The organism is Sinorhizobium medicae (genome assembly GCF_007827695.1).
Taxonomy (GTDB): Bacteria; Pseudomonadota; Alphaproteobacteria; order Rhizobiales; family Rhizobiaceae; genus Sinorhizobium; species Sinorhizobium medicae.
Genome location: NZ_VITA01000013.1, coordinates 1 through 26,651, shown reverse-complemented (window position 1 = coordinate 26,651; position 26,651 = coordinate 1). Strand labels below are relative to the sequence as shown.

20 protein-coding genes and 1 tRNA gene are annotated in these 26,651 nt (G+C 62.4%); 7 read left to right on the top strand and 14 right to left on the bottom strand.

The window, feature by feature from the left end:
• Nucleotides 1-3 precede the first annotated feature (3 nt).
• From FB009_RS20985 to FB009_RS20950, 8 genes are all read right to left on the bottom strand, one after another.
• Nucleotides 4-624 (bottom strand): Maf-like protein, encoded by a 621-nt coding sequence (locus tag FB009_RS20985; protein WP_024311125.1) that lies wholly within the window; start codon nt 622-624, stop codon nt 4-6.
• A gap of 98 nt (nt 625-722) precedes the next feature.
• On the bottom strand, nt 723-941 hold the full coding sequence (gene infA / locus FB009_RS20980) for a translation initiation factor IF-1 (protein ID WP_004435948.1): 219 nt from the start codon (nt 939-941) through the stop codon (nt 723-725).
• 157 nt (nt 942-1,098) lie between these two features.
• The gene (locus FB009_RS20975) at nt 1,099-1,578 is read right to left on the bottom strand and encodes an arsenate-mycothiol transferase ArsC (protein ID WP_011974421.1); all 480 of its coding nucleotides are present in this window, start codon (nt 1,576-1,578) and stop codon (nt 1,099-1,101) included.
• 13 nt (nt 1,579-1,591) lie between these two features.
• Nucleotides 1,592-2,068 carry a UPF0262 family protein gene (locus FB009_RS20970; protein WP_011974420.1) on the bottom strand — a complete coding sequence of 159 codons (477 nt, stop codon included), beginning with the start codon at nt 2,066-2,068 and terminating at the stop codon, nt 1,592-1,594.
• Entirely contained in the window at nt 2,065-3,369 is a 1,305-nt protein-coding gene (hisD, locus tag FB009_RS20965; RefSeq protein WP_011974419.1) for a histidinol dehydrogenase, read from the bottom strand. Before hisD ends, FB009_RS20970 begins: the two co-directional genes overlap by 4 nt.
• 51 nt (nt 3,370-3,420) lie before the next feature.
• Nucleotides 3,421-3,861 carry a DUF2948 family protein gene (locus FB009_RS20960; RefSeq protein ID WP_011974418.1) on the bottom strand — a complete coding sequence of 147 codons (441 nt, stop codon included), beginning with the start codon at nt 3,859-3,861 and terminating at the stop codon, nt 3,421-3,423.
• 90 nt (nt 3,862-3,951) lie between these two features.
• Complete coding sequence (gene murA, locus FB009_RS20955) at nt 3,952-5,244, bottom strand: UDP-N-acetylglucosamine 1-carboxyvinyltransferase (RefSeq protein ID WP_011974417.1); 1,293 nt, start codon at nt 5,242-5,244, stop codon at nt 3,952-3,954.
• A gap of 158 nt (nt 5,245-5,402) precedes the next feature.
• Nucleotides 5,403-5,609 (bottom strand): hypothetical protein, encoded by a 207-nt coding sequence (locus tag FB009_RS20950; RefSeq protein ID WP_011974416.1) that lies wholly within the window; start codon nt 5,607-5,609, stop codon nt 5,403-5,405.
• Nucleotides 5,610-5,871: 262 nt separating this feature from the next.
• Between FB009_RS20950 and FB009_RS20945 the strand changes: the two genes are divergently transcribed.
• Nucleotides 5,872-5,946, top strand: a tRNA-Thr gene (locus FB009_RS20945).
• A gap of 187 nt (nt 5,947-6,133) precedes the next feature.
• Here the strand turns inward: FB009_RS20945 and FB009_RS20940 are convergent.
• Entirely contained in the window at nt 6,134-6,637 is a 504-nt protein-coding gene (locus FB009_RS20940) for a hypothetical protein (RefSeq protein WP_011974415.1), read from the bottom strand.
• Nucleotides 6,638-6,845: 208 nt separating this feature from the next.
• Nucleotides 6,846-9,077 carry a PBP1A family penicillin-binding protein gene (locus FB009_RS20935; protein WP_018208980.1) on the bottom strand — a complete coding sequence of 744 codons (2,232 nt, stop codon included), beginning with the start codon at nt 9,075-9,077 and terminating at the stop codon, nt 6,846-6,848.
• Between the two features lie 258 nt (nt 9,078-9,335).
• Between FB009_RS20935 and FB009_RS32790 the strand changes: the two genes are divergently transcribed.
• Nucleotides 9,336-9,482, top strand: coding sequence for a hypothetical protein (locus tag FB009_RS32790; RefSeq protein ID WP_018010273.1), 147 nt, complete (start codon nt 9,336-9,338; stop codon nt 9,480-9,482).
• Nucleotides 9,483-9,570: 88 nt separating this feature from the next.
• On the opposite strand, the gene FB009_RS20925 is transcribed toward FB009_RS32790, so the two are convergent.
• From FB009_RS20925 to FB009_RS20910, 4 genes are all read right to left on the bottom strand, one after another.
• A complete protein-coding gene (locus FB009_RS20925; protein ID WP_011974412.1) occupies nt 9,571-9,783 on the bottom strand; it encodes a hypothetical protein in 213 nt (70 codons plus the stop codon).
• A gap of 136 nt (nt 9,784-9,919) precedes the next feature.
• Nucleotides 9,920-11,224: a nicotinate phosphoribosyltransferase gene (gene pncB / locus FB009_RS20920; RefSeq protein WP_011974411.1), complete on the bottom strand. Its 1,305-nt coding sequence runs from the start codon at nt 11,222-11,224 to the stop codon at nt 9,920-9,922.
• Nucleotides 11,225-11,328: 104 nt separating this feature from the next.
• Nucleotides 11,329-11,928: a bifunctional nicotinamidase/pyrazinamidase gene (gene pncA / locus FB009_RS20915; protein WP_011974410.1), complete on the bottom strand. Its 600-nt coding sequence runs from the start codon at nt 11,926-11,928 to the stop codon at nt 11,329-11,331.
• Nucleotides 11,929-12,102: 174 nt separating this feature from the next.
• Nucleotides 12,103-13,290, bottom strand: coding sequence for a polysaccharide biosynthesis/export family protein (locus tag FB009_RS20910; protein WP_011974409.1), 1,188 nt, complete (start codon nt 13,288-13,290; stop codon nt 12,103-12,105).
• Between the two features lie 401 nt (nt 13,291-13,691).
• On the opposite strand from FB009_RS20910, the gene FB009_RS20905 reads away from it, so the two are divergent.
• From FB009_RS20905 to FB009_RS20885, 5 genes are all read left to right on the top strand, one after another.
• Nucleotides 13,692-21,194, top strand: coding sequence for a type I polyketide synthase (locus FB009_RS20905; RefSeq protein ID WP_011974408.1), 7,503 nt, complete (start codon nt 13,692-13,694; stop codon nt 21,192-21,194).
• A complete protein-coding gene (locus tag FB009_RS20900) occupies nt 21,191-22,603 on the top strand; it encodes an aminotransferase class I/II-fold pyridoxal phosphate-dependent enzyme (protein ID WP_018010276.1) in 1,413 nt (470 codons plus the stop codon). Before FB009_RS20905 ends, FB009_RS20900 begins: the two co-directional genes overlap by 4 nt.
• 39 nt (nt 22,604-22,642) lie before the next feature.
• Nucleotides 22,643-23,446: an SDR family oxidoreductase gene (locus FB009_RS20895; RefSeq protein ID WP_011974406.1), complete on the top strand. Its 804-nt coding sequence runs from the start codon at nt 22,643-22,645 to the stop codon at nt 23,444-23,446.
• A 210-nt stretch (nt 23,447-23,656) separates the two neighbouring features.
• Nucleotides 23,657-25,249 carry an LTA synthase family protein gene (locus tag FB009_RS20890; RefSeq protein WP_011974405.1) on the top strand — a complete coding sequence of 531 codons (1,593 nt, stop codon included), beginning with the start codon at nt 23,657-23,659 and terminating at the stop codon, nt 25,247-25,249.
• Nucleotides 25,250-25,264: 15 nt separating this feature from the next.
• The gene (locus FB009_RS20885) at nt 25,265-26,587 is read left to right on the top strand and encodes a capsule biosynthesis protein (protein WP_011974404.1); all 1,323 of its coding nucleotides are present in this window, start codon (nt 25,265-25,267) and stop codon (nt 26,585-26,587) included.
• Nucleotides 26,588-26,651 lie beyond the last annotated feature (64 nt).

Here is a 26,651-nt window from a genome sequence, read left to right as displayed (position 1 = left end):
TTCTCAGCCTTCCAGCCAACGATCGTGCACGTCGTATCCTTCGCCGACCAGGAGATTGACAGTCTCATAAAGCGGCAAGCCTACCACATTGGTGTAAGAGCCGACCAGCTTCACGACGAAGCTTCCGGCAATGCCCTGGATGCCGTAAGCCCCGGCCTTGCCGCGCCATTGGCCGGACGCGAGATAGCTCTCGATATCCATCGTGGAAAGCCGCTTGAAGCGCACCTTGGTGTCGATCACCTTCTGACGAAGCGTGCGGTCGGGCGTGACGAGGCAGATGCCCGTATAGACGCGATGGCTGCGGCCCGAGAGAAGGTGCAATGCGGCCGATGCCTCGCTCACCAGTTCCGGCTTCGGCAAAATCCGGCGGCCGACGCACACGACGGTGTCGGCTGCGAGAATGTAGCTGCCTTCCCAGGCAGGATCGCCAGTGATGGCGGAAAGCGCAGCCTTCGCCTTTTCGGCGGACAGCCTGCGGGCGAGCGACCGCGGATGCTCCGAGCGCTTCGGCGTTTCGTCGAGGTCCATGGGCATCAGGCGCGCGGGCTCGATCCCCGACTGCGCCAGGAGCTCGACGCGACGCGGCGATCCGGACGCCAGTATCAGTTTCTTGGTCACTGCCATCGATGCGAGCCGTGGTTCCCGGAGGTTTGCGCCAATGTCATGCATGTCGCTGCCCAAAACGGCTTTGCACTTCTGGGCGACGTGCAATTGGCCGGGGCCTACTTGAAGCGGTAGGTGATACGGCCCTTGGTCAGATCGTAGGGCGTCATCTCGACCAGCACCTTGTCGCCGGCCAGAACCCGGATACGGTTCTTGCGCATGCGGCCCGCCGTGTGGGCGATGATCTCGTGCTCGTTTTCAAGCTTCACGCGAAATGTCGCGTTGGGAAGCAATTCGGTGACCACGCCCGGAAATTCGAGGACTTCTTCTTTCGCCATGCAGAAATGTTCTTTCTCGTGTTCAATAGCGGATGCAACAGGCATCCTCAAAAAGTTGCCGGAAACTACACAATCGCCGCGGCTTTGTGAACCGCTTTGATAAGGCTTTTTCGGGTACCCGATCCGTGCGCCCCGGATCACCGTACAAGGACCGGGATCATGCCGCCGGAGGACTGCCTTTCCGGTGGTCCTCGGCGGCGAGACGGCTTGCGATCAGCGCGGCCAGGTGATCCCGCACCGACCGGTAGGCAGACACGATCTGTTCCCGTGTCCCGGTCGCAACCGTCGGGTCGGGTGTGGGCCAATATACCACATCGACCGCCATGGAGCGGGTCAATTCGAGCGCCATATGGTGGGCTTCGGGCGCGAGCGTCACAATCAGGTCGAAGTAATCGTCTTCGAGCTCTTCGAGGGTGCGCGGCTGATGCCGGCCGATGGTCAGTCCAATCTCGTCGAGAACCACGTCCACGAAGGGGTCCCGCTCGCCCTGGCGGACGCCGGCTGAGGCAACATAGGTGCCTTTTGGCAGTGCCGCGCGGGCGAGCGCTTCGGCCATCGGAGAACGGATGGCGTTCATACCGCACATGAACAGAACCGAGCGGAGCGTCTTGGATTGCGATGTGGCGGGTCCGATCATGTCCGCCTCCCCGTCAGCCGCGCCAGTAGAGCACACAGACGAGTGTGAAGAGCCGGCGTGCCGTATCGAAATCCAGTCTTATTTTACCGGACAGCCTGTCCATCAGGGTCTGCGAGCCTTCGTTGTGGATGCCGCGCCGTCCCATGTCGATCGCCTCGATCTGGCTCGGCGTCGCCGACCGGATCGCCTCATAGTAGCTCTCGCAGATCATGAAATAGTCCTTCACGATCCGGCGAAAGGGCGTGAGTGAGAGTATGTGCGTGGCGACGTCCGCGCCGCCGTCGGTCGAAATACGGAAGACCAGCTTGGCGTCGACCAGCGATAGATTGAGCCTGTAAGGCCCTCCGGGATGCCCGACGGGCTCGAACATATTGTCTTCGAGCAGGTCGAAGATCGCAACTGCGCGCTCGTGCTCCACATCCGGCGTCGAGCGGCCGATCGTCTCGTCCAGCACGACATCGCAGAGGCGCAGATTGCGATCGGCCCTCATCCCTTTTCCCCGAGGTTGAGGCGGATTGCGACCGATCGGGCGTGAGCCTCGAGCCCTTCCGATCTCGCCAGCGCGATCGCGGCGGGGCCGAGTATGCGCAACTGTTCCGGATCGAGCCGCAGGATAGACGTTCGCTTCATATAGTCGAGCACGCCGAGGCCGGACGAGAAGCGCGCCGAACGCGCCGTCGGCAGCACGTGGTTGGAACCGCCCACATAATCGCCGATGACTTCGGGCGTGTGCCTGCCGATGAAGATCGCGCCGGCATTGCGGATGGCGGGGACCATCGCGTCCGGATCGGCCGTCGCCAGTTCGAGATGTTCGGGAGCGATGCGGTTGGCGAGCGGGATGGCCTTGTCGAAATCCGGAACCAGAATGATGGCACCGAAATCGCGCCAGCTCGCTGCCGCCGTGTCGGCACGCGGCAGCGTCTTCAACTGACGCTCCACAGCCTCTTCGACTGCATCGCCGAAAGCGGCATCGTCGGTGATCAGGATCGCCTGAGCGCCGGCATCGTGCTCTGCCTGAGCAAGCATGTCCGCGGCGATCCAATCCGGATCGTTGTCGCGATCCGCAATCACCAGCACTTCCGAAGGTCCGGCGATCATGTCGATGCCGACGGTGCCGAAAACCTGTCGCTTGGCGGCCGCGACATAGGCGTTTCCGGGGCCCATGATTTTGGCCACCGGCGCGATCGTCCCGGTCCCGTAGGCAAGGGCCGCGACGGCCTGGGCACCACCGATGCGATAGATTTCTTCCACGCCGGCGAGCCGCGCCGCCGCAAGCACCGCAGGATTGACCGCACCGCCCATTGCCGGCACGACCATGACGATGCGGGGGACGCCGGCGACCTTTGCCGGCAGAGCGTTCATCAGAACCGAGCTCGGATAGCTCGCCGTGCCACCCGGAACATAGAGGCCCACCGCATCGATCGGCGTCCAGCGGGAGCCGAGGCCGACGCCCATCTGGTCTTCATAGATGTCGTCCTTCGGCAATTGCCGCCGGTGATGCGCCTCGATGCGGGTCGCGGCGACCTTCAGGGCGCCGAGAACCTCCGGAGCAACGGCGTGGATCGCCGCATCTATCTCCGCCGCCGTCACCGCCATGCCCGTGACATTGAAGTCTATTCCGTCAAAACGCGCCGAATAATCTGCAAGCGCCGCATCGCCGCGCGCGCGGACATCGTCGATAATGTCGCGCACGACGGCGTTTACGTCTTCGGAAACTTCCCGCTTGGTCGTCAGGAATGCGGCGAAATCGCGCTCAAAGCCGGTATCGAGATAGTTCAGCCTGATTGCCAATGCGATGATCCTTTTGGATGTTGGCCGGCGGAGGTGCTCAAGCGGAGAGGCTCAGGCGCCTTCGGGGTGACGCGGCTTGAACGCCGTCTCCCAGGCGCCGCCCGTGTCGGCAAGCTGCGCCTCAATGCACTCCACATCGAGCTCGATCGATGCGTCGCCCGCCAGCACGAGCTCGATCGTACCTTCCGGCCCCTCTCCCTTCACGTCGAAGCGCAGTGCGAGGAGATCGAGCACTGCCTCCGCGTCGGCACGATCGAAGCCGACGGAGCGCACGGCCGTAACGCATTTGAACAGAAGCACGGCGCGACGCCGCTCGAAGTTGCGGCGCTTGCCTTGCGCCTTTTCCCAGACGAACCGGTTGACCACCAGGGTGAACTGCCGACGGCGCGCGTCATAGGCGATGCCCCCCACCTTGAACACTGCGTCCTGCACATGGGCCGAGACGACACCAAGGTCTTCCCCGTCGAGTGCCAGCAGTTTCAAAGCATCCATGCGATCCACCCCGTCCTTGTCATGCTACAGCTGTAGGACATAGGACGTTGCGCCGGAAACCGCAACGGCTCCCGGCGCTGAGCTGAACAATCAGTCGCTGACGCGCTCGACATGGGCGCCGCAACGCGTGAGCTTCTCTTCCAGGCGCTCGAAGCCGCGGTCGAGGTGGTAAACCCGCGAAACCATGGTTTCGCCCTCGGCCGCGAGGCCCGCAATGACGAGCGAGACGGAAGCCCTGAGGTCCGTTGCCATGACCGGTGCGCCCTTCAGCCGCGATACACCCTCGACCTTCGCCGTCTGGCCGGAGAGCGATATCTTGGCGCCGAGCCGCGCCAGCTCCTGAACATGCATGAAGCGGTTTTCAAAGATCGTCTCGGTGATGTGGGAAACGCCGCTTGACCGGGTCATCAACCCCATGAACTGCGCCTGAAGGTCGGTCGGGAAGCCGGGGAAGGGATCGGTGACGATGTCGACCGGCCTGATGCCGGCGCCGTTGCGGACGATCCGGATGCCGTTGTTCGTGTCGCTGATCTCGGCGCCGGCGCGGCGGATCGCTTCAAGCGCTGTATCGAGGAGGCTCGCCTCGGTGTCTTCGAGAATGACGTCGCCGCCCGCCATGGCGACGGCCATCGCATAGGTCCCTGTCTCGATGCGATCGGGCAGCACCCGGTGGCGGGCGCCCGAGAGCGAGCGCACGCCCTCGATGGTGATCGTGCTCGTCCCCTGGCCGCTGATCTTCGCGCCCATGGCGTTCAGGCATTTGGCAAGGTCCACCACTTCGGGCTCACGCGCGGCGTTGCCGAGCACCGTCGTGCCATTGGCAAGCGTTGCCGCCATCATCAGCACATGGGTCGCGCCGACGGAAACTTTCGGGAAGGTGTAACGCCCGCCGATGAGCCCGCCCGCCGGTGCCGTTGCATTGACGTAGCCGCCGTCGATCTCAATGCTGGCGCCAAGCGCGGTCAGCCCCTCGATGAAGAGATCAACCGGGCGCGTTCCGATGGCGCAACCGCCGGGCAGCGACACGCGCGCCCTGCCCTCACGCGCGAGCAGCGGCCCGATGACCCAGAAGCTCGCGCGCATCTTCGAGACGAGCTCATAGGGTGCAGTCGTCGAAACGATGTTGCGGCTGGTGAAATGGACCGTGCGGGCGTAGCTCTCGCCCTGACGCTCGCGCCGGCCATTGACGGAAATGTCGGCACCATGATTGCCGAGGATGCGGATCAATTGCTCGACATCGGCGAGATGCGGCACATTTTCGAGCGTCAGCGTGTCATCGGTCAGGAGCGACGCGATCATCAGCGGCAAGGCGGCGTTCTTCGCGCCGGAGATGGGGATCACCCCGTGGAGTTCATTTCCGCCTACAATCCTGATGCGATCCATGAGACCTCTCGCACGGGCGCTGCCCGCCTTTCTGGAAAATCGATGCCGACCGGCATTGTTGAAGGGCGTCTCTTAGTGGAGATGCGGTGAAATTAGAAGTACCTTGCGGGTGGGGAAGCGCGGAGCCGGACGGCCCCGCCTGCCGCCGGCTGCAGGACCTAATCTTGCGATTCGTCCGTTTTTGCGGCGGGCAGCCCGGATGTCTCGTCGGCAGCACCTGCCCGGCGCGCGCGCATCTGCTGCTTGCGCCGCTGAAGATTGTCGCGCAGGTTCTTTGCCAGCCGCTGCCGCTTCGCCTCGGCCTCTTTCGAATGCGCCCCGCCCTTTGCCGCCCTGTTTTTATGATCGTCGCTCTTCATGGCCATCCATTACCGCAAAACAGGGGGCTTCGGAAGCGTCAAGCCGGTTCAGACGGAAGCGAAACCGGGGAAAAACGCAAAGCTGTTTCCGCGTTGTTCCGCGCCGCGACAGCCTGCAATGGCAGAGCTTCGGTATCCCGGACCTCGTGGTCCCGCCATCTTCCCGGCGCGGCCCGCCCAAAAACTTCGAAATGCGGCTTGCGCTCCCCGTCAAGCTATGGCAATAGGCCCCTCGCCTGCTGCGGCTCATCACGAAGAGCCGCCGGATGCTGCTATAGCTCAGGGGTAGAGCACTCCCTTGGTAAGGGAGAGGCCGAGAGTTCAAATCTCTCTAGCAGCACCAGTTTTCCTCTAAAGCTATCATCACCGGCTCGTTAACCGGCATTCTTCCGCCTGAAGTCATCGCTGGCAATTTTCGTCACACACGCTTGGAGCAATTCGCGCCGGCTGCAGTCTGCGACGATCACGAAGCTGTCGCGGCCCGTGCAGGTGATCTGCCGCCAACACCGCTGCAGAAGGCAGATCGATAGCTACTTTATTTCGCAGGCCTTGATGAATTCGTTCGCAGCTGCAGTGGAACCGCGAATTGAGAATTCGTCAGAGTCCTTAACGCCCGTCAAAGGGATATCAAGACCGACGAGCAGCCGGCTCTTCGCCTGCCCGACAGACTTGACCAAATCAGCGACCAGAATGTTGCCGGATACAGTATGAAAGCCGCCATACTCGTCGTTGTGCTGGTAGGAAGTCACGTCAAACTTGACCGCCTCCCCATTGTCGACCTTCATCACCAGTGTGGCGGGTACATCTTCCGCGACCTCGTTGACCTTGAAGATAACGGCAAGCCGTACCTGGTGATCGGCATCGCAGCTGAAATACAGCGACATCGGCTTGGAGAGACCAGCGATCATGACGGCAGTCTGCTTGCCGGTGAATACATCCTCCTTGGTCTCGGTGCCCCAGTCACGAGCCTGTGCCGCTCCGCTCAGAAGAAGGAAAGCGCCCGAAAGCGCCAACACGCATTTGAAGAAATTCACGATTTACCCTCATCGCTACCAACAACAGCGAGATTGCAACTCATGCGTTCACCAGTCAATACAGATCGGCATAGGAGTCGGTTTTTATGACCGCTCTGCCAAATCACCCGGCATGCGATCGCAACGGGCGGTTCGAAGAATCGAGACCAGGCGAGCCGGGGCATGCCGAAGGCCTGCACTTCCAACACTTCAGACCCCGCCCCAAACGCTATCTCTCACAAATCCTCCTCGGCCCGCTATAGGGCTGGAAGGTGCAATCGTCCGGCCGGAACGAACGATAGGCCCTGGCGCAGGCGCGGAAGTTGCAGGCGGGGGCGGGGCCCGTCACCTGGGCGCCCGGCTCCAGCGGATCGCCTTCCGCCATCGCCGCGGTCATGAAGTTTCGCCAGATCCGCGCCGGCAGTTTGCCGCCGGTGACGTCCTTCATCGGAGTTTCGTCGTCATTGCCCACCCAGACGCCGACCACCAATTGTTCGGTGAAGCCTACGAACCAGGCGTCACGGTTGTTCTGGCTGGTTCCGGTCTTGCCTGCCGCCGGCGCTGCGATGTCGGCTTCGCGGCCCGTGCCCCGTTCGACGACGAGCCTGAGCATTCCGACCAGATCAGGGCTGTACTGACTGACATCCGTTGAAGCTTGCGTGGACGGTCCAACCCGGAAGGCTTGCGGCTGATCCTCAGCGTGCAGGGATTCGATGCCCCAGGGCTCGATCGGAGCCTTGCCTGCCCGAACCGAGGCATAGGCGCCGGTGAGATCGAGCAGGTTCACCTCCGAAGAGCCAAGCGCGAGGCTTGGGGTCTCCGAAAGATTGGCGTCGATGCCGAGCTCTCGAGCCGCTGCGGCGACCTTGTCGATGCCGACCTCCATCGCCAGGGCGACGGTCGCGGCATTGAGCGAACGCGCAAAGGCCTCCGCCATGCTGACGAGTCCTCTATAGCCGCCACCGGAGTTTTCCGGAGACCAGCCGTTGATATCGATGGGAGCATCCTCGACCGGATCATAAGGCGTAAGGCCTGCCTTCAGGGCGGCATAATAGACGAACAGCTTGAAGGTGGAGCCCGGCTGACGCATGGCGGAAACCGCCCGGTTGAAGGTGCTCTTGCTATAGTCGCGGCCGCCCACCATGGCGACCACGGCGCCCTCCGGCGTCATCGCCACGAGGGCAGCCTGCGACGCGCCCACCTTGCCGCCTTCGCGTCCGAGCGCTTCCGCAACCACCTTCTCGGCGATCACCTGCAGCCGCGGTATCATCGTCGTCCTGATCTTGATCGTGCCTCTATAGGGACCGGCGAGTTCGCGGGCATCCTGGATGATCCAGTCCGCGAACCAGCTTCCGGACCGGACCGCCGGACTGGAAGGCTGCAACTTGCCGAAGTCGGCGCGCGCGCTCTTCGCCTGTTCCGGGGTGAGCAGGTCATTCCTCACCATGGCATCGAGGACCAGTTCCGTCTGCTGGCGCGCGCCTTCGGGATTGGTGAGCGGATTCAGCTGCGAGGGTGCGCGGATGATCGCCGCAAGCATCGCCGATTCGGCGACGTCGAGTTCCTGCACGTCCTTGTCGAAATAGATGCGGGCAGCGGCAGGCACGCCCGTTGCGCCGGCTCCGAGATAGATGTTGTTCAGATAGCGGGTGAGGATCTCGTCCTTGCCGAGCTTCTTTTCCAGCCAGAAGGCGATCACCGCCTCCTGGATCTTTCGTTTCCAGGTGCGGTCGCGCTCGAGATAAAGGATCTTGATCAATTGCTGCGTGATCGTGCTGCCGCCCTGCACCACTTCGCCGGCCCCGATATTCCTATAGATGGCTCGGGCGATGCCCCTCAAATCGATCCCGGAATGCTCGTAAAAACGCCGGTCCTCCCTAGCGAGAACTGCGTCGACAAGATGGGGCGGAAAGTCTTTTCGCTCGGCATAGGAGCCCTGAAACGGCCCCTGGCTCACCAGCGGCTTGCCGTCGGCCGTCTCGAGCACCACGACGGGCTTCAGCGAACCCTCGGCGATCTCGTCCCACGGCACGTCGCGCAAAGCCCAGGCAAATACGGCCGCAAGAAGCAGAAGACATGCAGCACCCGCAGCGGCGGCCCTCGTCAACAGCACCAACCGCCTGCTGCGCCGGTGCTTTCGCGTGGAACTCCGATCGCGCGCAGGGGCTTCGCTTTGCCGCGATTGCGGACGGAAAACAGCTGGCAACCTCGTGTTATTCCGTCGGAGCCCGCCAAATATCTGCAGCGCTCGGCGCGAGGCGGCAGGTACTTCCTCGCGAATGGCCCGACCGAGCCTCAAAAGCGCATGCCCCAGTCCGGCAAGCGCCCTCCCCGTCTCGGCGAATACCGCCGCCTCGGGGGCAGGTGGACAATCCCGGGGGGACGGACGATCCGGGGAAAGACCGGAATCCGCATCGTCGCCCCCGGGCGGACCATCAGATCCGGCATCGCTTTGCGCCATCTCGCTCTCGATCAAGCCATTGCATTTACGCAGTCAGCATCTGCCCCGCAGTCGTTCGCAGAAAGATGTCCAAAACATGATCGCGCCACGTCCTCGAACACAGGCTCGCCATTCGCAGCCGCGGCGCCTTGCCGCCGAAAAAGGCAAGAGTTTGTTAACCCTGTCCGACGTTCCTTGGGGAACAGCCGGATCGAGGCCACAGGAATAACTCCATTTCACGCTTTCTCGGATGCGCAAACAACGGCTGGAGAAGATGGCATGATCAAATCGGGGCTTGGCGTAACCGTCGCGGTTCTCATCGTGTCCGTCGCAGTCAGCGGCGTCCTTCATTTTGCCCTGTCCAATTACCGGCCGGAAGCACAGGCCGGCGTGTCGGGTGAAATCACCTCGTCGATACCCCGGTGAAAAACGATCGAGCGCCGCAGACGGCTTCGTCCAGGCGCTCCGGCCGATCCAATCGTGAAGCTCAGAGGCGCGAGCGCTGCGCAATCGGTCAGGACACCCGGCGGCGCTGTTCCGGGCCGAAGTCACCCAGCTGCGCCAGCAGCTCGTCGCAGGAGCATTTCTTCCTGTCCATCAGGTCGAGAATGCGTTTGGCGGCCCTGTTGGCCTCCGCACCATCCCTGCCCACATTGTGCAAAGCGCACCAGATATCGAGCGCTCCACGCATGACATCCACGTCATCCGGAGAATAGGCCTGACGCACGAACCCCTCCCAAGGTGTACCTCGACCTCCTCATCATGGGGTATCCGGGGGGAAATTCAAGGGAATAGTGAGGTACCGCAATAAGTCATATGATTCGCAAATTCGAATCCGCATCCGCCGGTTTTTTCGGCTTTTATCACACCCGTACAGATTGCTCCACAAAGTCCTCGGAGCCGAAAAATCTGAGATAGCGCTCGACTTCGCCGGGATCCCCCGTCGCCTTGCGCGGGTTGTCCGAGAGCTTGACGGCCGGGTGGCCATTCGCTTCGCTGACCTTGCAGACGACGGAGATCGGGTTGAGACCGTTGATTTCGGTTGGAGCGCAGCCGGCGAAATCATTGGTCAGATTGGTTCCCCAACCGAAGCTCATCCGCACGCGCCCTTCGAAATGGCAGTAGGTCTTGACTATCGTATCGACGTCGAGGCCGTCGGAGAAGATCAGAAGCTTCTCGCGCGGATCCCGGCCCATCTTCTTCCACCAGGCGATGATCTTCTCGCCTCCCTCGATCGGCGGCGCGCTGTCCGGCCGGAAACCGGTCCAGTCGGCGACCCAATCGGGCGCATCCCGGAGGAATGCGGCCGTCCCGAACGCGTCCGGCAACACGATCAGGAGATTGCCGCCGTAGAGCTGATTCCAATCCTGCAGAACCTTGTAGGGTGCGGCCGCAAGCTCCCTGTCGTTGCGGGCGAGCGCGGCGGCCACCATCGGCAGCTCATGCGCATTGGTCCCGACCGCCTCGAGATCGTTGTCCATCGCCAGAAGCACGTTGCTCGACCCGGTGAAGGAGGGGCCGATGCCTTCCTTGAGCGCCTCGACGCACCAGCGCTGCCACAGGAAGCTGTGCCGCCGGCGCGTTCCAAAGTCGGAAATGCGAAGGTTCGGATGCTCCCGCAACTGCTCGACCTTCAACCACATCCTGGCCTTGGCCCGGGCATAGAGAACGTCCAGCGTGAAGGGGCCGAGCCCCTTCATCGCCGCGCGCGAGCGCAGCTCGTTGATGATCGCGAGCGCAGGAATTTCCCACATCGTCGTCTCGGCCCACCGGCCACGAAACGTCAGTTCGAACTGACCGTCGCGGCGCGACAGCTCGTATGGCGGGAGACGGAATTTCGCCAGCCAGACGAGGAACTCGGGCGCAAATATCTGCTTGCGGCCATAGAAGCTGTTACCCGCTAGCCAGATCATTTCCTTCTTGGTGAAGCGCAGGCCACGCGCGTGGTCGAGCTGGTCCCGCAGTTCCTGCTCGTCTATCTCGTCGGCAAGCCGGACGGTCTTCGTACGGTTGATCAGCGAAAAGGTCGCGTCGACGTCCGGATAAAGCTGCCATATCATCTGCAGCATCAGAAGCTTGTAGAAATCCGTGTCCAGCAGACTGCGAATAATCGGATCGAGCTTCCAGGTGTGGTTATAGACCCGCCGCGCGATATCGGTCTTTGGCATCTGCGACATGCTCCTCTTGAACCGTGATGACAGCCCTTTGAAACGGGCCATCGCGGTCGATCTCGTAAAGCGGTGCCGGGATATGCGCTTCCCGCACCGGTGGGCTAGCTCAGCCTGACGCCGGCATCGCGCATGCGAAACGTCATGGCCGCCAGCGAGCCGTTCAGATTTATGCCGCGGCAGGCGTCCAGCACCACGGATGTAGAAAAGCCTTGTGCGACCGCATCGAGTGCCGAAAAGGCAACGCAGAAATCCGTGGCGAGGCCGCAAAGCGTCACGCTCGATATGCCACGCTCGCGCAGATAGCCTGCAAGCCCCGTCGGCGTCCGGTGATCGTTCTCGAAAAAGGCCGAATAGCTATCGATCTCGCGGCGGAAACCCTTGCGGATGACGAGTTCCGCCGAGGTCCATCGCAGCGATGGATGGAAATCGGCGCCGACGCTTGCCTGAACGCAATGCGCGGGCCAGAGAGTCTGCTCGCCATAGGGCATCGTGACGGTTTGAAACGCCAGCCTGCCAGGATGGCTGGAGGCGAAACTCGAATGGTCGGCCGGATGCCAGTCCTGCGTCAGCACGACATGCGGAGACGTCTCGATGAGGCGATTGACGGCAGGAATGATTTCGTCTCCGCCGTCGACTGCGAGTGCGCCGCCCGGGCAGAAGTCGTTCTGCATATCGATGACGATCAGGGCTTCGTCAGCCATGGCCTCCTCGCAATCCCGAGCCGCACCGGCCTTCCACAAATCGATTTAAACCCAGTCCAACCATAGAATGCGCCCGGCGGCAAGCATGTTCGGCGCACGCCGCGGGATTCTGGCGGCATGCTGCAGAACATCGCAGCATCGCGGCGCAAGGGGGTGACAGTTGCCCCTGCAGCCTCAGTTTCTGAAGTCGTCGATATTGTCGGCGATGTTTACGCCGGAATTCACGATACCGATCGGACGTGCGACGAAGTCGAGGAATTTCGTGATATCGACCGAGGGATGGCGCGAGGCGTAGATGACGTCGCGATTCTTGATCGGGAAGGTCTGGCCGACGATGAGACTGTCCGGGTTGGTCATGTCGAACCGGTAGACGATGGGATAGCGCCCCACGCGATCGGCTTTCATGCCCTTGCTCAGCATCTGATGGAAACGCTCCTGCCCAAGCAGGCTCATGACGATGTCCGGCTCCTCGAACCGGAAGACGAAGTAGCCCTTGGCGTCCACCGTGCGATCCGAGCCGCCGCCTCCGAGCGCCACGGCTTCGAGCAGGTTGAGGTCGTTGGCGCCGAACTCGACGCGCTGATTGGCCCGGACCTGGCCGAGGACCGTGAAGGTGCGCGGATCGCGCGTAACGAAGATCTGGTCGCCGGGCTTTACGTGAATGTTTTCCGAAGGGCTTTCAATCATCGACTTCAGCAGGACCGTGCCGGTCTTCTTGCCGCGCACGAGGGTGACGTAGGTCTCGTAAGGCTGCGCCGAGGGGCCGCCCGCCTTGGCGATCACCTCATTGATCGTCTCGCTGACGAGATTGAGCGGCACGACCGAGGGGCGGCCGACCGCGCCGGAGACAGTCACGTTGCGCGATGCCGTCGATGTCGACGTCACGATCACATCCGGTTCCACCGCCTTCTGCTTCAGCGCCTCCAGGATCGCCTGCCGCGCCTGCTCGAGCGTCAGACCGGCAAAGCGGACAGATCCAACATAGGGAATCGCGGCCTTGCCATCGGGCTGGACGACGAGGTCGATGCTCGTCTGCTTCGATTCAGTTGTGGAAAACAGGCCGTCGCTGCCCGCCTCGAAGATCGTGACCTTCAACTGGTCACCGATGCCGATGACTACTTGGCCGACGCCACCGCCAATCCCGAAGCGGCGGCTGAGGGTTGTGGAAACATACTCGGAAACAAGCCGCGCCGACTGCCCGTCGACATCGACGATATCAAAAACCGTGGCATTCCTTCTGCCGATCTCGGATCCGGACTGGCCGGCATCCGACACGATATCGGTTGTCAAAGGGCCCTCGCCCGGTACGGCCTGGCATCCCGCAAGCGCGGTACAGAGCAGAAGGGCAGTCACTCGTTTCACTACGACACTCCGTCTTCGGCACAGCAATGAATCCAAACAGATATCTGCGCCGCATTTTCCCGGCAGGGAATCCGCCGGTCACTGAAAAGCACAAAGGTCGTCCCACAACAAGCCACCTCGCCGCCACAGCCGGCAAAATAATCGGGACTGCGCCATTCCGGCCATACTGCCTCGATCTTGGTTACGGACCGTCGCGGTAATTGTATTGGATGGCCCGCAGGAGACGTATATCTAGCCCTTCGGGGTTGAAAGCTAGGCACTATGAGTTAAAAGCTCCCTAATACAGCGGAGGGGAAAAAGCAGGGCCCCCCAAAGAACAGAATGTCACCGGTTGCAATTTACGTTATAGGTTGCAATGGGCTAGAACAATTTTAACGGCAGTTCAGAGCGTTCGATCATACATGACGGTTGAAATCATAGGGCGTGCATGCCTTGCACCCGGAGCGAAATCTCCGCAGGCGCTGTTCAAAATTCTTCGTCAGGGCAAATGCACCGTGACACGCGTCCCTGCGGACCGCTGGGATATGGCGCGATTCTGGCACCCGGTCATGGGCACCCCAGGCAAGACCTATTCCTTTGCCGCGGGCGTTCTCGACCAGATCTATGATTTCGACCCCGCCGTATTCGGGATGTCGCAGCGCGAGGCCATGTATATGGACCCGCAGCAGCGGGTTCTGTTGCAGCTCGCCTGGCGCGCGCTCGAGGACGCCAATATCTCCGTCGCCTCGCTGCACGGTGAAAATGTCGGCGTCTATGTCGGCGCCTCCAGCCTCGACCACGCCAACCTGACGGTCGACGATCCGGCAGCCGCCGGACCTTATTTCATGACGGGGAACACCCTGTCGATCGTCTCCAACCGTATTTCCCACGTCTTCGGCCTGAGCGGTCCGAGCATGACCGTCGACACGGCCTGTTCCTCTTCGCTCGTGGCGCTTGATCAGGCGATGCGGGCGCTGAACGCGGGCGAGATCGACACGGCGATCGTCGGCGGTATCAATGTCCTTGCCCACCCGCTACCCTTCGTCGGCTTCGCTCAGGCGCGCATGCTCTCGCCCGAAGGACTCTGCCGCGCCTATGACAACGACGGCGCCGGCTATGTGCGCGCCGAAGGCGGCGTCGTTTTCGTTCTGCGCCGCACCGACAGGGCGCAGCGCGAACGTGACCGCAGCTACGCACGGATCGTTGCCTCGGGCGTCAATTCGGCCGGCCGCACAAACGGCATTTCGCTGCCCTCCCGCGAGGCGCAGGCCAATCTTCTGAAGATGATCTACGAAGGCAACGGCATCGACGCCAATCAGGTCGCCTTCGTGGAGGGCCATGGTACCGGCACCAAGGTGGGGGACCCGGCGGAGGTATGGTCCATCGGTACGGTGATCGGCGCCAAGCGCCGGGCTCCGGTGCCGATCGGCTCGATAAAGTCGAATATCGGCCACACCGAGCCGGCCTCCGGCCTGTTCGGGATGATGAAGGCGGTTCTGGCCCTCGAGAACAACTACCTGCCGGCCTCGCTGCATTTCGAGACACCGAACGAGCAGATCGACTTCGATGGCCTCAATGTCCGCGTGACCGCCAACCCGATCGAGCTTCTGAAGGGCAAGCGGGCACGGCTCGCCGGCATCAATTCCTTCGGTTTCGGCGGCGCCAATGCCCATGTCGTCATCAGCGATCCGGATCCGGCTCAGGGAGAAAAGGCCACGACCTCGCCGGCGGGCCACGTGTTCCTCGCAAGCGCCCACACAGTATCGAGCCTCGAAAACCTGCTCAGAGACTATAAAGCCGCCTTCGCGCACGCGAACAAGGAGGAGATGCGGGCCATCGTCGCCGCCTCCGGCGCCAATCGGACGCATTTGCGCCATCGGTTTGCGGTCCGCAGCGACCATCCCGAGGATATCGTCCGGGCGATTGCCAACCACCTCGAAAAGCCCGGATCCGATATCGGCGAGACGGGTGAAGCGGCGGCGAAGGACGCAAAGGTCGCCTTCGTCTTTTCAGGCAACGGCTCGCAATGGGCAGGCATGGGCATCGAGGCGTTCCGCGAGAACCTGCATTTCCGTCAATCGTTCACCTCGGTCAGCGCCCTCTTCCGGTTCCATTCGGATGTCGTCCTCACCGACCTTCTGACCGACCCCGAACTCGACGGGAAGCTCGCGGATACGAAAGTCGCCCAACCACTGCTGTTCGCGATCCAGGCCGCGCTCTCCGACTCGCTCGTGGCGATGGGCATCAAGCCGACGGCCGTGTTCGGTCACTCGGTTGGCGAGATCGCGGCTGCCTATGCGGCGGGGGCGCTGTCGCTCGTCGACGCAGTGTCGATCGTCGCCAAGCGATCGCTGCACCAGGACCTTCTGGCAGGCCAGGGCACGATGGCCGCCGTGATGTTCGGCGCAGAGGCAGCCAAGGCCTTTGCGGCGGAGCGCGGGCTCGAGGATATCTGCGTCGCAGCGATCAACGCCCATAATTCGGTAACGATTTCCGGTCCGGCGGACGAGATCTCGGCTTACCGGGACGCGGCCCGCAAGGCGAAAATCCCGGTTCAAATCCTCGACATCAACTATCCGTTCCACCATCCGATCATCGATCGGGCGAAAGAGGCGTTCCTCTCCGACATCCCGGACATCGCCCCCCGCCGGACAGAACTGACCTATCTCTCGACCGTCACCGGTGCCGCGCTCGACGGGACCGAGCTCGATCCCGACTACTGGTGGAAGAACGTTCGCGAGCCGGTCCGTTTCCAGGCCGCCGCCGAGGCCGCGCTCGAACTCGGCTGCAGGCTGTTCATCGAGATCTCGCCGCGACCGATCCTCGGATCCTACGTCAAGGAGACGATCAAGCAGGCGGCCGTGCCGGCATTGGTCGTACCGACATTGCTGCGCGACGCCGGCGGCAGCGGCCACGACCCGATTTCGGCATCCATGGCGCGCGCCGTCGCTCATGGCGCCGCCGTCGACCGGTCACGCGTCTACGGCAAGCGGAATGCATTCGTCGAACTGCCCGCCCTGCCCTTCGAGCCCGTGGAACTGCGACCGGCCACCACGACCGATGCAACGGATCTCTTCGGACGCTCCGCAAAGCCCTACCGCCTCAACGGCTGGCGTGGCGACCCCAATGCGGGCAGCTGGAAGAACCACGTCGACGCGCATCTGTTTCCGGATCTCGCCGAACACGTGGTCGATGGCAAGGCCATTCTGCCGGGCAGCGGTTTCATCGAAATCGCCGTCTCCGCCGCACAGCAATATCACGGCAGCGACGAGGTCGAGATCACCAATCTGGAGATCGTTCGCCCGCTGGAACTCAGCGACAGCCGTATCATGGAGCTCTCGACCATCCTGTCGCCCGAGACCGGAGACATAGAAATCCGCTCGCGCGAGCGCCTCTCGGAAGACGATTGGACCGTGCATGCCGTCGCCCGAAGCCGCAAACCTCTGCCGGCGACGCGCAACGAGTGTCCGTCCACCAAGGGTCTGGCGAGGACGGCGAGCGTTTCTGCAGCCAAAGCCTATGGAACCGCGAAGCAATTCGGTCTGGACTACGGACCGCGTTTCCAGCTTCTCTCCAAAGCGGTCGCCTATGGAGACCGGCTCATCGAGGTCGAGCTGAAGCAACCTCAGGCATCGGGGCACCCCCACCTCACCTATGCGCTTCATCCGATCTCGGTCGATGCGACCTTTCACGGACTGGTCGCGCTCTTCGACCGCTTCACCGGCGACAGGGGCGGCGCGCCCTACATTCCTGTCCGCTTCGGCTCGGTACGCGTCGTCAATGCCGGCCGGCGGATCGCCCGCGCGATGATCGAGATAGAGAGGGTCAGCGCCAATTCGATCAAGGCGAAGTTCCATTTCTTCGACGAGACCGGCGCCGCGATCGCGCATTTCGAGGATTGCCGCTTCCGCCGTACCTATCTGCGCAAGCACAAGACGCTGGAAGGTCTTTCCTTCCACTATGAAGCCGTGCTTTCCGACGTGCTCGTGCCCGGCATGAAACGCGCAGCCGCCATGCCTGCGAAGCTGGTTGAGCCAATCGACAACGATGGCCTCGACAATGCGACCCTGCTCTTCAACGCCGCCATATATCGCGCCTGTCAGGAGATCGCCCTGAAGCTCGGCAAGGGGACAGCCACGGTTCGCAGTGACGCGCTGCCCGGGGACCTCGATTTCCAATGCTTCCTGACGAGCTGCCTCCTGACGCTCGAGGATGCGGGACTCTGCGAGCACCAGAACGGCACCTGGAAGGTCGCCCCCGAGTTCATGCTTCCGACCGTGCCGGAGATCCTTGGCGAACTTTACGGCGATCGCCCCGATCGTGCCGTAGAAGCGGTCCTCGTCAACAACGCCTATACGGAAGCACTCAGCCGTCTCGATGCGCTGCTTGCGCCGGCACCGGCCGGTGACGCGTCGGCTTCTTTCAATGCCGCTTTCATGAGCGAAGCGACGCTCGACCATCAGGCCGTGCATTCCGCGGCGAGCCGATCGCGCATGGACCACGTTCTTCATACGCTTGCAGGCGCTCTCGCTGCCCAACCTGCCGGGTCCCGTCTGCGGCTTATCGAACTCGGCAGCGTCTCTGCCGGCTTCAGCCGCCGGTTGGCCGATCTCGCGGCCCGCCATGGTGCGGCGCTTTCCATTTTCGAGCCGCGCGACAATGCACAGCGCAACCTCGAAATCGCCTTCGAGGAGGATGCGCATGTGCGCGTGCTCAAGAAGAGCGAATTCGCCGATATCGGCTCGTTCGACCTCGCCGTCAGCGCTTCGGATAATCTCTACCATCTGATCGAAGAGGGGAGCGGGGTGCGATCGGCCCTTCGCTCCATGCTTCCCGGAAGCGGCCTCATTGCGGCCGTCAGTGCCCCTTCCATCTTCGCCGACTTCGCCCTGGGTCTCTCGGGCGGATGGTTCGAGCGCAGCCAGGCGGCGGAGTTCCCTATCGGCAAGATCGCGGCGGTACCGCATTGGCAGAAATGCCTTGAAGACCTGGACCTTGGCGACGTTGTCGTGACGGATCGCGAATGCCCTCATGGCAGCACCATCCTGATCGAAGCCCGCGGCACAGCAGCCGCAAGCGTCGGTGAAGTGCCGGGCGGCGGCGCGGCGCCATATCTGCTGATAGAGCCCGCAACGCAGAAGATTTTGGCCGCCGGTAAGGGGGCTAACCACGTCCGTGTGACCGGCGACATTGCCGCAGATCTTGCGACCCTGCGCGACGCCCTTGCAGCCCTTGGCGACAGGCCGGTCCGCGCGATCTTCATGTCCGAGGCGGACCGCGCCGCAGATGAGGATTCTGCCCTGCTGCAGTCCCGCGTGCTGGCGCTCAGCGCCTTCGCCGAGGCACTGAAACAGCACCTGGCCGGTGCAGAACCCGATGGCGACGACCGGCCGCGCCTCGTGCTCGTGGCCCCGGGCGGCGCTCCGGTCAAGGCGTCGGCAAGCTGCGGATTGAATTCCGGATTGTGGGCGTTTGCCCGGGTTCTGCAGAACGAATATGAGTTCATCGATATCCATACGCTCGATCTTGCCGGCGATGCCGATATCGGCCGCAAGGATATTCTCTCCTTGGCGATCCCCCTGCTGACGGTTTCGGGATTGAACCGGGAATGGCTGTTTGACCGGAAGACGGGCCTGCTTTCCGAGCTCCGGGCGGTTCCCGGCGCTACGAACAAGGCTGATGGTAAAACGACCGCCTTCACGGCCGCGACCATTCGCCAGCGTGTCAGCTCTCAGATCGCAAGCATCGCCTGGGAAGAGACGAACATACCGGAGCCGGGTCGCGGTGAAGTCCTCGTTGCCGTCGCGGCGACCGGCCTGAATTTCCGCGACGTAATGTGGGCCATGGGTCTGCTGCCCGAAGAGGCGTTGGAGGATGGCTTTGCCGGAGCGACGATCGGCATGGAACTCTCCGGCCATGTGGTCGCGGTTGGCGAAGAGGTCGACGACCTCGCCGTCGGCGATGCGGTGATGGCGATCGCCTCCTCCGCGTTCTCGACACATGCGATTGTCGCTCGCGCCGGCATTGCCAAGTTGCCGCGCGCCATGAACCCGGTGGCCGCGGCCACCCTACCGGTCGCCTTCCTTACCGCCTATTATGCCATTGTCGAACTCGGCCGCATTCAGGCCGGGGAAACGATCCTGATCCACGGTGCTGCCGGCGGCGTCGGTCTCGCCGCGCTTCAGGTCGCTAAGTTGAAGGGAGCCAAGGTCATCGCCACGGCGGGAACGCGCGAAAAACGGCGCTTCCTGACGATGCTCGGGGCCGACTACGTCTTCGACTCTCGTTCGCTCGGCTTCGTCAACGATGTCCGTTCGGTCACCGGCGGCGAAGGCGTGGACCTCGTGCTCAACTCACTTTTTGCCGAGGCGATGGAGCAGAGCCTCTCGCTGGTGAAACCTTTCGGCCGGTTCCTGGAGCTTGGCAAGCGCGACTACTACGCCGATAGCAAGATCGGGCTGAGGCCATTCCGCCGCAATGTCAGCTATTTCGGTATCGATGCCGACCAGCTGCTCGTGAAGGCTCCGGATCTGACGAAACGCATCTTCATGGAGATTGGAGCGCTGTTCGAGGAAGGCAAGCTTACGCCGCTTCCCTACCGCGCCTTCGATTACGATGAAATCGGCAACGCTTTCCGGCTGATGCAGAATGCCGGACACATTGGCAAGATCGTCGTGCTGCCGCCCGTGGCCGGAAGGCACGAGGTAATGAAGAAGCCTGAGAGAGACATGAAGGTCGATCCGCACGGCATCCATCTCGTCGTGGGCGGCATCGGCGGCTTCGGCCTCGTCACCGCCAACTGGCTCGTAGAAAGAGGTGCGCGCCGGATTGCGCTGTGCTCCCGCCGCGGTCTGCCGGATGCGGAAACGCGCGCCATGATCGAACGCTGGCAGAACGACGGCGTCGTCGCATCGGTTCACGCTTGCGACATCACGGATCCCGCGGCCGTGGAGACGCTTCTGGATGCGCTTCGTTCCGAAGCGCCGCTTCGCTCCGTCATTCATGCGGCGATGGTGCTCGACGACGCGCTGATCAGCAATCTCAATCGCGAGCGCAACCGCCCGGTCATCGACACAAAGGCCAAGGGAGCGGCCATTCTCGATCGTCTCACCCGTGGCGACAGGCTCGACAACTTCATCCTGTTCTCGTCGGCAACGACGCTGGTCGGCAATCCGGGCCAGGCGAATTACGTCGCCGCCAACGGCTATCTCGAGGGCCTTGCCCGCGCACGGCGCCAAGAGGGCCTTGCGGGCCTTGCCGTGGGCTTCGGCGCGATCGCCGATGCCGGCTACCTCACGCAGAACGCCGAAGTCAACGACCTGCTTGCCAAGCGAATCGGTAAAACGGCGTTGAAGGCTCAGCTGGCACTCGACATGGTCGAAAGCCATATTGCCGCGGATCCGGGCACTGTCGACGCGGCCGTCGTGATGATCTCGGAGATCGACTGGACGGCTGCCCGCAATTTGCCGGTCGCCCGCAACGCGCTCTTCGAGGTAATCCTGCGAAGCGCCGATCAGCATGCCGCCGGCGCCGAGGGCACGAAGATGGATCTCGTCGCAATGATCGAAGGCAAGTCGCCACAGGAGGCCGAGGACATCCTCTTCGATCTGGTGGCCGGCGAGATCGCTGCCATCCTGCGCGTGTCGAAGGATACGGTCACGCGCGGAAAGATCTTGAAAGAGATCGGCCTGGACAGCCTCATGGCCGTGGAACTGGGCATGAGTTTCCAGCAGAACACCGGCTTCGACATGCCGTTGAGCGGCGTCGCTGATAACACGACGGTCGGCGATATCGCACGCAAGCTGCATGAAAAGGTAAGCAAGCGCGACCAGAGCAATGAGGGCGAGGCCGGAGACGACAAGATCGTAACAGCGCTCACGCAGCGTCATGTCGGCGCGGCCAAGGAAAAAGCACTGACCCAATGAGCGACGGAAAAGGCCAGACCTTCCCCAAAATGAACAGCACGCTCAAGGAGAGCCTGCTGGACAGGATGAGGAACACCCATCAGTCGTCCGAGCGCAACCGAATGGCGCGTTCGGAACGGGAGCTGCCGCCTGCCCCGCGCCGCGAGCAGGCGCGGTTCGAGGACCTGCCTGAATATAAGCAGGTTCTTACACAAAAGATCGCCAGCGAGCAGCTCGGCATCGCCAATCCGTTTTACCGCGCCCATCAGACGGCAGCCGGCGCGACGACGATGATCGACGGCCGCAAGCTGATCAACTTTGCCTCCTACGACTATCTCGGTCTCAATCGACATGCTCACGTTCTCGAGCGGGCGCGTGACACGATCGCCGATTTCGGGATTTCCGCCTCTGCGAGCCGCCTCGTGGCCGGCGAGCGGCCGCAGCATGTGGAGCTGGAAGACAAGATCGCGCAGTTCTACGGCGTCGATGCCGCCGTTTGTTTCGTAAGCGGCTATCTGACGAATGTCGCTGCCATCAGTTGCCTGATGGGACCGAAGGACCTCGTCATCCACGACGAGTTCATCCACAACAGCGCGCTTGCCGGCATCAAGCTTTCCGGCGCGACACGCCGCTTCTTCAAGCACAACGACACAGCGGATCTAGAGCACGTCCTGCGCACCGTCGCCGGCGATTACCGGCGCATACTGGTGATCGTCGAGGGCATTTATTCGATGGATGGCGATGTCGCCAATCTGCCGGCGCTTCTGAAGCTTCGGGCCGAATACGGCTTCTGGCTCATGGTCGACGAAGCGCATTCGCTTGGGGTCCTCGGCCGGCACGGCAGGGGCCTTGCCGAACATTTCGGGGTCGATCCGCACGAAGTCGACATCTGGATGGGAACGCTGTCGAAGACCACGTCGAGTTGCGGCGGCTACATAGCGGGAAGCGCCGCGCTTGCGGCCGTCCTGAAGGCTTCCGCCGGCGGCTTCGTGTATAGCGTTGGTCTCGCGCCCGTGCTCGCCGCATCGGCTGTCGCCAGCCTCGACATCCTGGCGAGAGAGCCGGAGCGCACGGCGGCGGTGAGACGCAACGGCAGCCTGTTCCTGAAACTTGCCAAGGAGGCCGGCCTCGACACGGGTCTGAGCGGCGGCTTTTCGGTCGTGCCCGTCATCGTCGGAGATTCGCTTCGCGCCGTCCAGCTTTCGAACGACCTGCTCGCAGCCGGCGTCAACGTGCTGCCGATCATCCACCCGGCAGTGCCGGAAGGTCTGGCGCGGTTGCGCTTCTTCATCACCTGCGACCATACGGACGAACAGATCCGCCGCACCGTCGCGTTGACGGCTGAACGGCTGAAGGATCTTACCGATCGGAATTTCGGCCTCGGTGGCGTCGATATCGAGAAGATGCTGAGTGCACTCTCTGCACGCTGATCACAACCTGCTGCAAGCAGTCCGCCAACGGGTTTGTCCATGACACATGTGATCATTACCGGCGGCTCGAGCGGGATCGGGTTGGCACTCGCCTCGATCTATGCTGCACGTGGAGCCAGGCTCTCGCTTATCGCCCGGTCCCGCGACCTCCTGGAGCAGGCGGCGCAGAAGCTGGTGCAGGAAGGTGGCATAGAGACCGGAGCGGTTCATGTGGAAGCCGCCGATGTCTCCAAGGAAGAGGAGGTCGGAGCGGCGATCTCGCGCTGTATGGACAGGTTCGGGCCCTGCGACATTCTCGTGACCTCGGCAGGCATCGTCGAACCTGCCGCCTTCGAGGCTTTGCCGGGCGCCGCCTTCACCCGCCAGATCGAGACGAACTTTTCCGGCTCGGTGCACGCCATCCGCGCCGTTTACCCCGAGATGGTGAAACGGCGCAACGGCCATATCGTGCTGGTCTCTTCGGGTGCCGGACTGATCGGCATATACGGTTATACCGCCTATTGCGCCTCGAAGTTCGCGCTCAGCGGGTTCGCCCAGGCGCTGCGCAGCGAAGCGCGCTGCCACAATGTCCGGATATCGATCTGCTTTCCGCCCGATACGGAGACGCCGCAGTTCAGGAGAGAGCTTGCCGCCCGACCCGAGGAGGCAAGCGTGGTCATGGGAGCGGTCCGGCCATGGACGGCCGAGGCGGTCGCGCGGAAGATCGTCAAGGGTGTCGACCAGCGGCGGTTCGAGATCTATTTCGGGATGGCCTTGCATCTGCTCGGCCGCTTCGGGCCAGCGGTCCGGCCCCTCATCGATTGGTGGTTCGATCGGGCGATTGCGCGTCGCAGTGGACGATGATGCCGATGTCCCCCGGAATGCTTGTGCCGGTTATCATTAGGCTTTAGAGCAATTCCAGGACAAGTGCATGGCGGTTTCCGTCCTGAAATTGCGGGAGAACATAAAGTCTGGGCGATTCCGCGCTTCGGATAAAGCAGAACGACCCTAACTCTCGCGGAACGGTCTTGTGCCGAGACGGAGACGGCGGCGAAACGGCTAAAAGGTAACGGCTTGGCGCTCATTCCCTTCCAACTGCATGACTACCCCTTAGCCTTGACCCTTGGCTGCTATCTGCTGGCCTGCGCGGTGATCTTCCATACGGACCGTTTCGCTCTGCCGGCGCGCGAACGCCGGAAGAACGCACCTCGATATGGTCGCCATCACGACAGGATAGACCGCCTCGCCCGGCTGCCGGTCATCGCACTCGTTTTCGCCGGCTTTTTCGCTATTTCGTGGAGGCCGCTCTATGCCGCTGCCGGAACGATGAGTTTCTTCATCATCTTCACCGGCATTTCCCGCGCCAAGTACAAGTTCATCCGCGAGCCATTGGTCTTTTCCGACATCGCCCTGGTCGCGGACGTATTCAAATACAAGTCCATCTTCTATGCGACCTCACTGAACGTCGTCTTCTGGATCGTCGCCTTCCTGTACGTGTTTGGCGTGTCGGGGCTCTATATGTATTTCGAGCCTGCTATCCTGCCCGAGAGAAACCGGCTCTTCTGGGTTCTCGTCTTGATCGGAATTGCCGCCGGGCCCTGGGCCCTGCTGTTCTACGGACCGGTCAACCGCCCGACAGCCGCTCTCGTGCAGAGGCTTGTGAAGGCGATCAACGTCAAGATCAACACGGTGCGTTTCGGCACCTTCGCTTCCGTCGTCTTCCACTTCATCATCTGGCTCGGCGTCAAGCGCGACAAGATCGTCGCCGAATTGTCGGGAATGCTGCGCGCCGCAGTACACGACCTCATCGGTCACGAGGAAGCCCCGCTCATCGTAGTATGGCAATCGGAGTCCTTCATCGACATGCGGCACTTCGGCGTCGATTCCATCAAGCTTCCGACGATCGACCGGCTGCGCAAGCAGGCGGTGCAATGGGGCCGATTGAGCAATGTCTTCGAAGGCGGATATACGCTGCGGACCGAGTTTGCGGTCCTCAGCGGCCTCGTTCCCGACGATATTCACGTCGACGCAAGCTATCCCTATCTCCGCGCCGCGCACTATGCCGACGTCGTCTGGCCGGGAAAGCTGAAGCGTGCCGGTTGGCGCACGCATTTCATCCACCCCTACGACCGGACATTCTTCCTGAGGCATAAGGCAATGCCCCTTCTCGGATTCGAGAAGCTGACCATGCTCGATGCCTTCGACCACAATCCGGAGCGTGACGGACTCTATGTCTCCGACGCGACGCTGGCGGCGCGCGTGCTGAGCGAGGTCCAGAAGCTGCCGGAAGAGGAAAGCGGTTTCTTCTTCGTCGCATCAATGGCCAACCACGGCCCCTGGGAGCCAGGACGTGTCGGAACGCTCACCAACCCGGTCGACATCTATCTGGCAATTCTCGAGCAGTCGGACGCCGCGCTGAAGCAGTTGGTCGACGGCCTCAACAAGCTCGACCGGCCGGTCTGGCTCGTCTTCTATGGCGACCATGCGCCCCTTCTGAAGTCTTTCGCGGACCCCTTCCCGGATCCCCGCTCGGATTATTTCATCGTGCCGCTCGCCAAGGCGCGCGCTTCGGCCCATAGCTCGAAGCAAGCGAAAGACGAGGATCCCTGGAACCTGCTCGGGTCCATGCTGAAGCACGCCAATCTGCACAAGGACGCGCTGCAATAGCGCCTTTCGCCACCGATGACGGCAGACAAGATGAACAACCCTGCGACGCCAAGGACCTTCCTGTTCCTTCAGGGTCCGTCGTCGCCGATCTTCGCCAAGATTGCCGGGCATCTCGAGGCCTTGGGCAACACCTGTCTTCGCATCAATCTCAATGTCGGCGACCGGATATTCTGGCGCCGCCGGGGCGGCCAGGATTATCGTGGCTCGCTTGCCGAATGGCCGGCTTTCGTGGAGACCTTCATCCGCCGCCACTCCGTCACCGATCTTGTGCTGCTTGGCGAAGAGCGCCCCTATCATCGCACTGCCACAGCCGCCGCGCGAAACGCCGGCATTCGCGTCTTCGTCGTCGAGATGGGATATCTCAGGCCCGACTGGCTGACCCTCGAGCGCGGCGGCATGTCGTCAAACTCGCATTTTCCGACGGACCCCGTGCAAATCCTGCGTGCATCGGCAGGACTGCCCGAGCCGGACTGGAAGCGGCGTTACCGTCAGACCTTTATTGCCGAAGCTGCTTACGACCTCCTCTACAATCTGCCGAACGTCTTTCTCTGTTTCCTCTTTCCCGGCTATCGCCGTCACGCGATCTTCCACCCGCTTGCCGAATATGCCGGCTGGATCCGGCGGCTGGCGACCGGCAGGGCTGAACGGCGGAAGTCGGATGCACTGATCCGATCACTGGCCGGTGCAGGTGCGCCATACTTCGTCTACCCGCTTCAGCTCGAAACGGACTACCAGTTGCGTGCGCATTCACCTTTCAGCAGTCAGCGGGAAGCGATCGACGCCATCCTTGCCTCTTTCGCGCGGCATGCGCCCGCTGGAACCAGGCTGGCCATCAAGCTACACCCGCTCGACAACGGCCTGATCCCCTGGCGCAAGATCACTGCAGGCATCGCCGCCTCGCTCGGCATCTGGGAGAGGGTTTTCTTTCTCGATGGAGGCAATCTCGACCTTCTCATGCAGAACAGTTCCGGCATGGTAACGGTCAACTCGACCGCCGGACTGCATGCCCTGAAGCAGGGCAAGCCCGTGAAGATCCTGGGCACGGCGGTCTTCGACATCGCCGGCCTGACGGATCAGCAGCCACTCGACCTTTTCTGGGAGGCACCACAGGCACCGGACCCCGCCCTGGCCACGGCAACGTTCAGGTTGATGGCCGCTTCGATCCAGGTGCGCGGCAACTTCTATTCCCGTGCAGGAACGGACGCCGGCGCCAAGGCGATCGCCGAGCGCCTGCATCGCAACGATGTCAATGAGCCCGGTGCCTTCGTCGATCCCCCGCCCCGGCAAAAGCCGGTGAAGATGAAGGATCAGGCGACGCCGGCGCGCAGCAGATCGTGAATATGCAGGATGCCGACCGGTGCGCCCGCATCGCCGACGAGGAAGAGCACGGTGATCTTGTGTT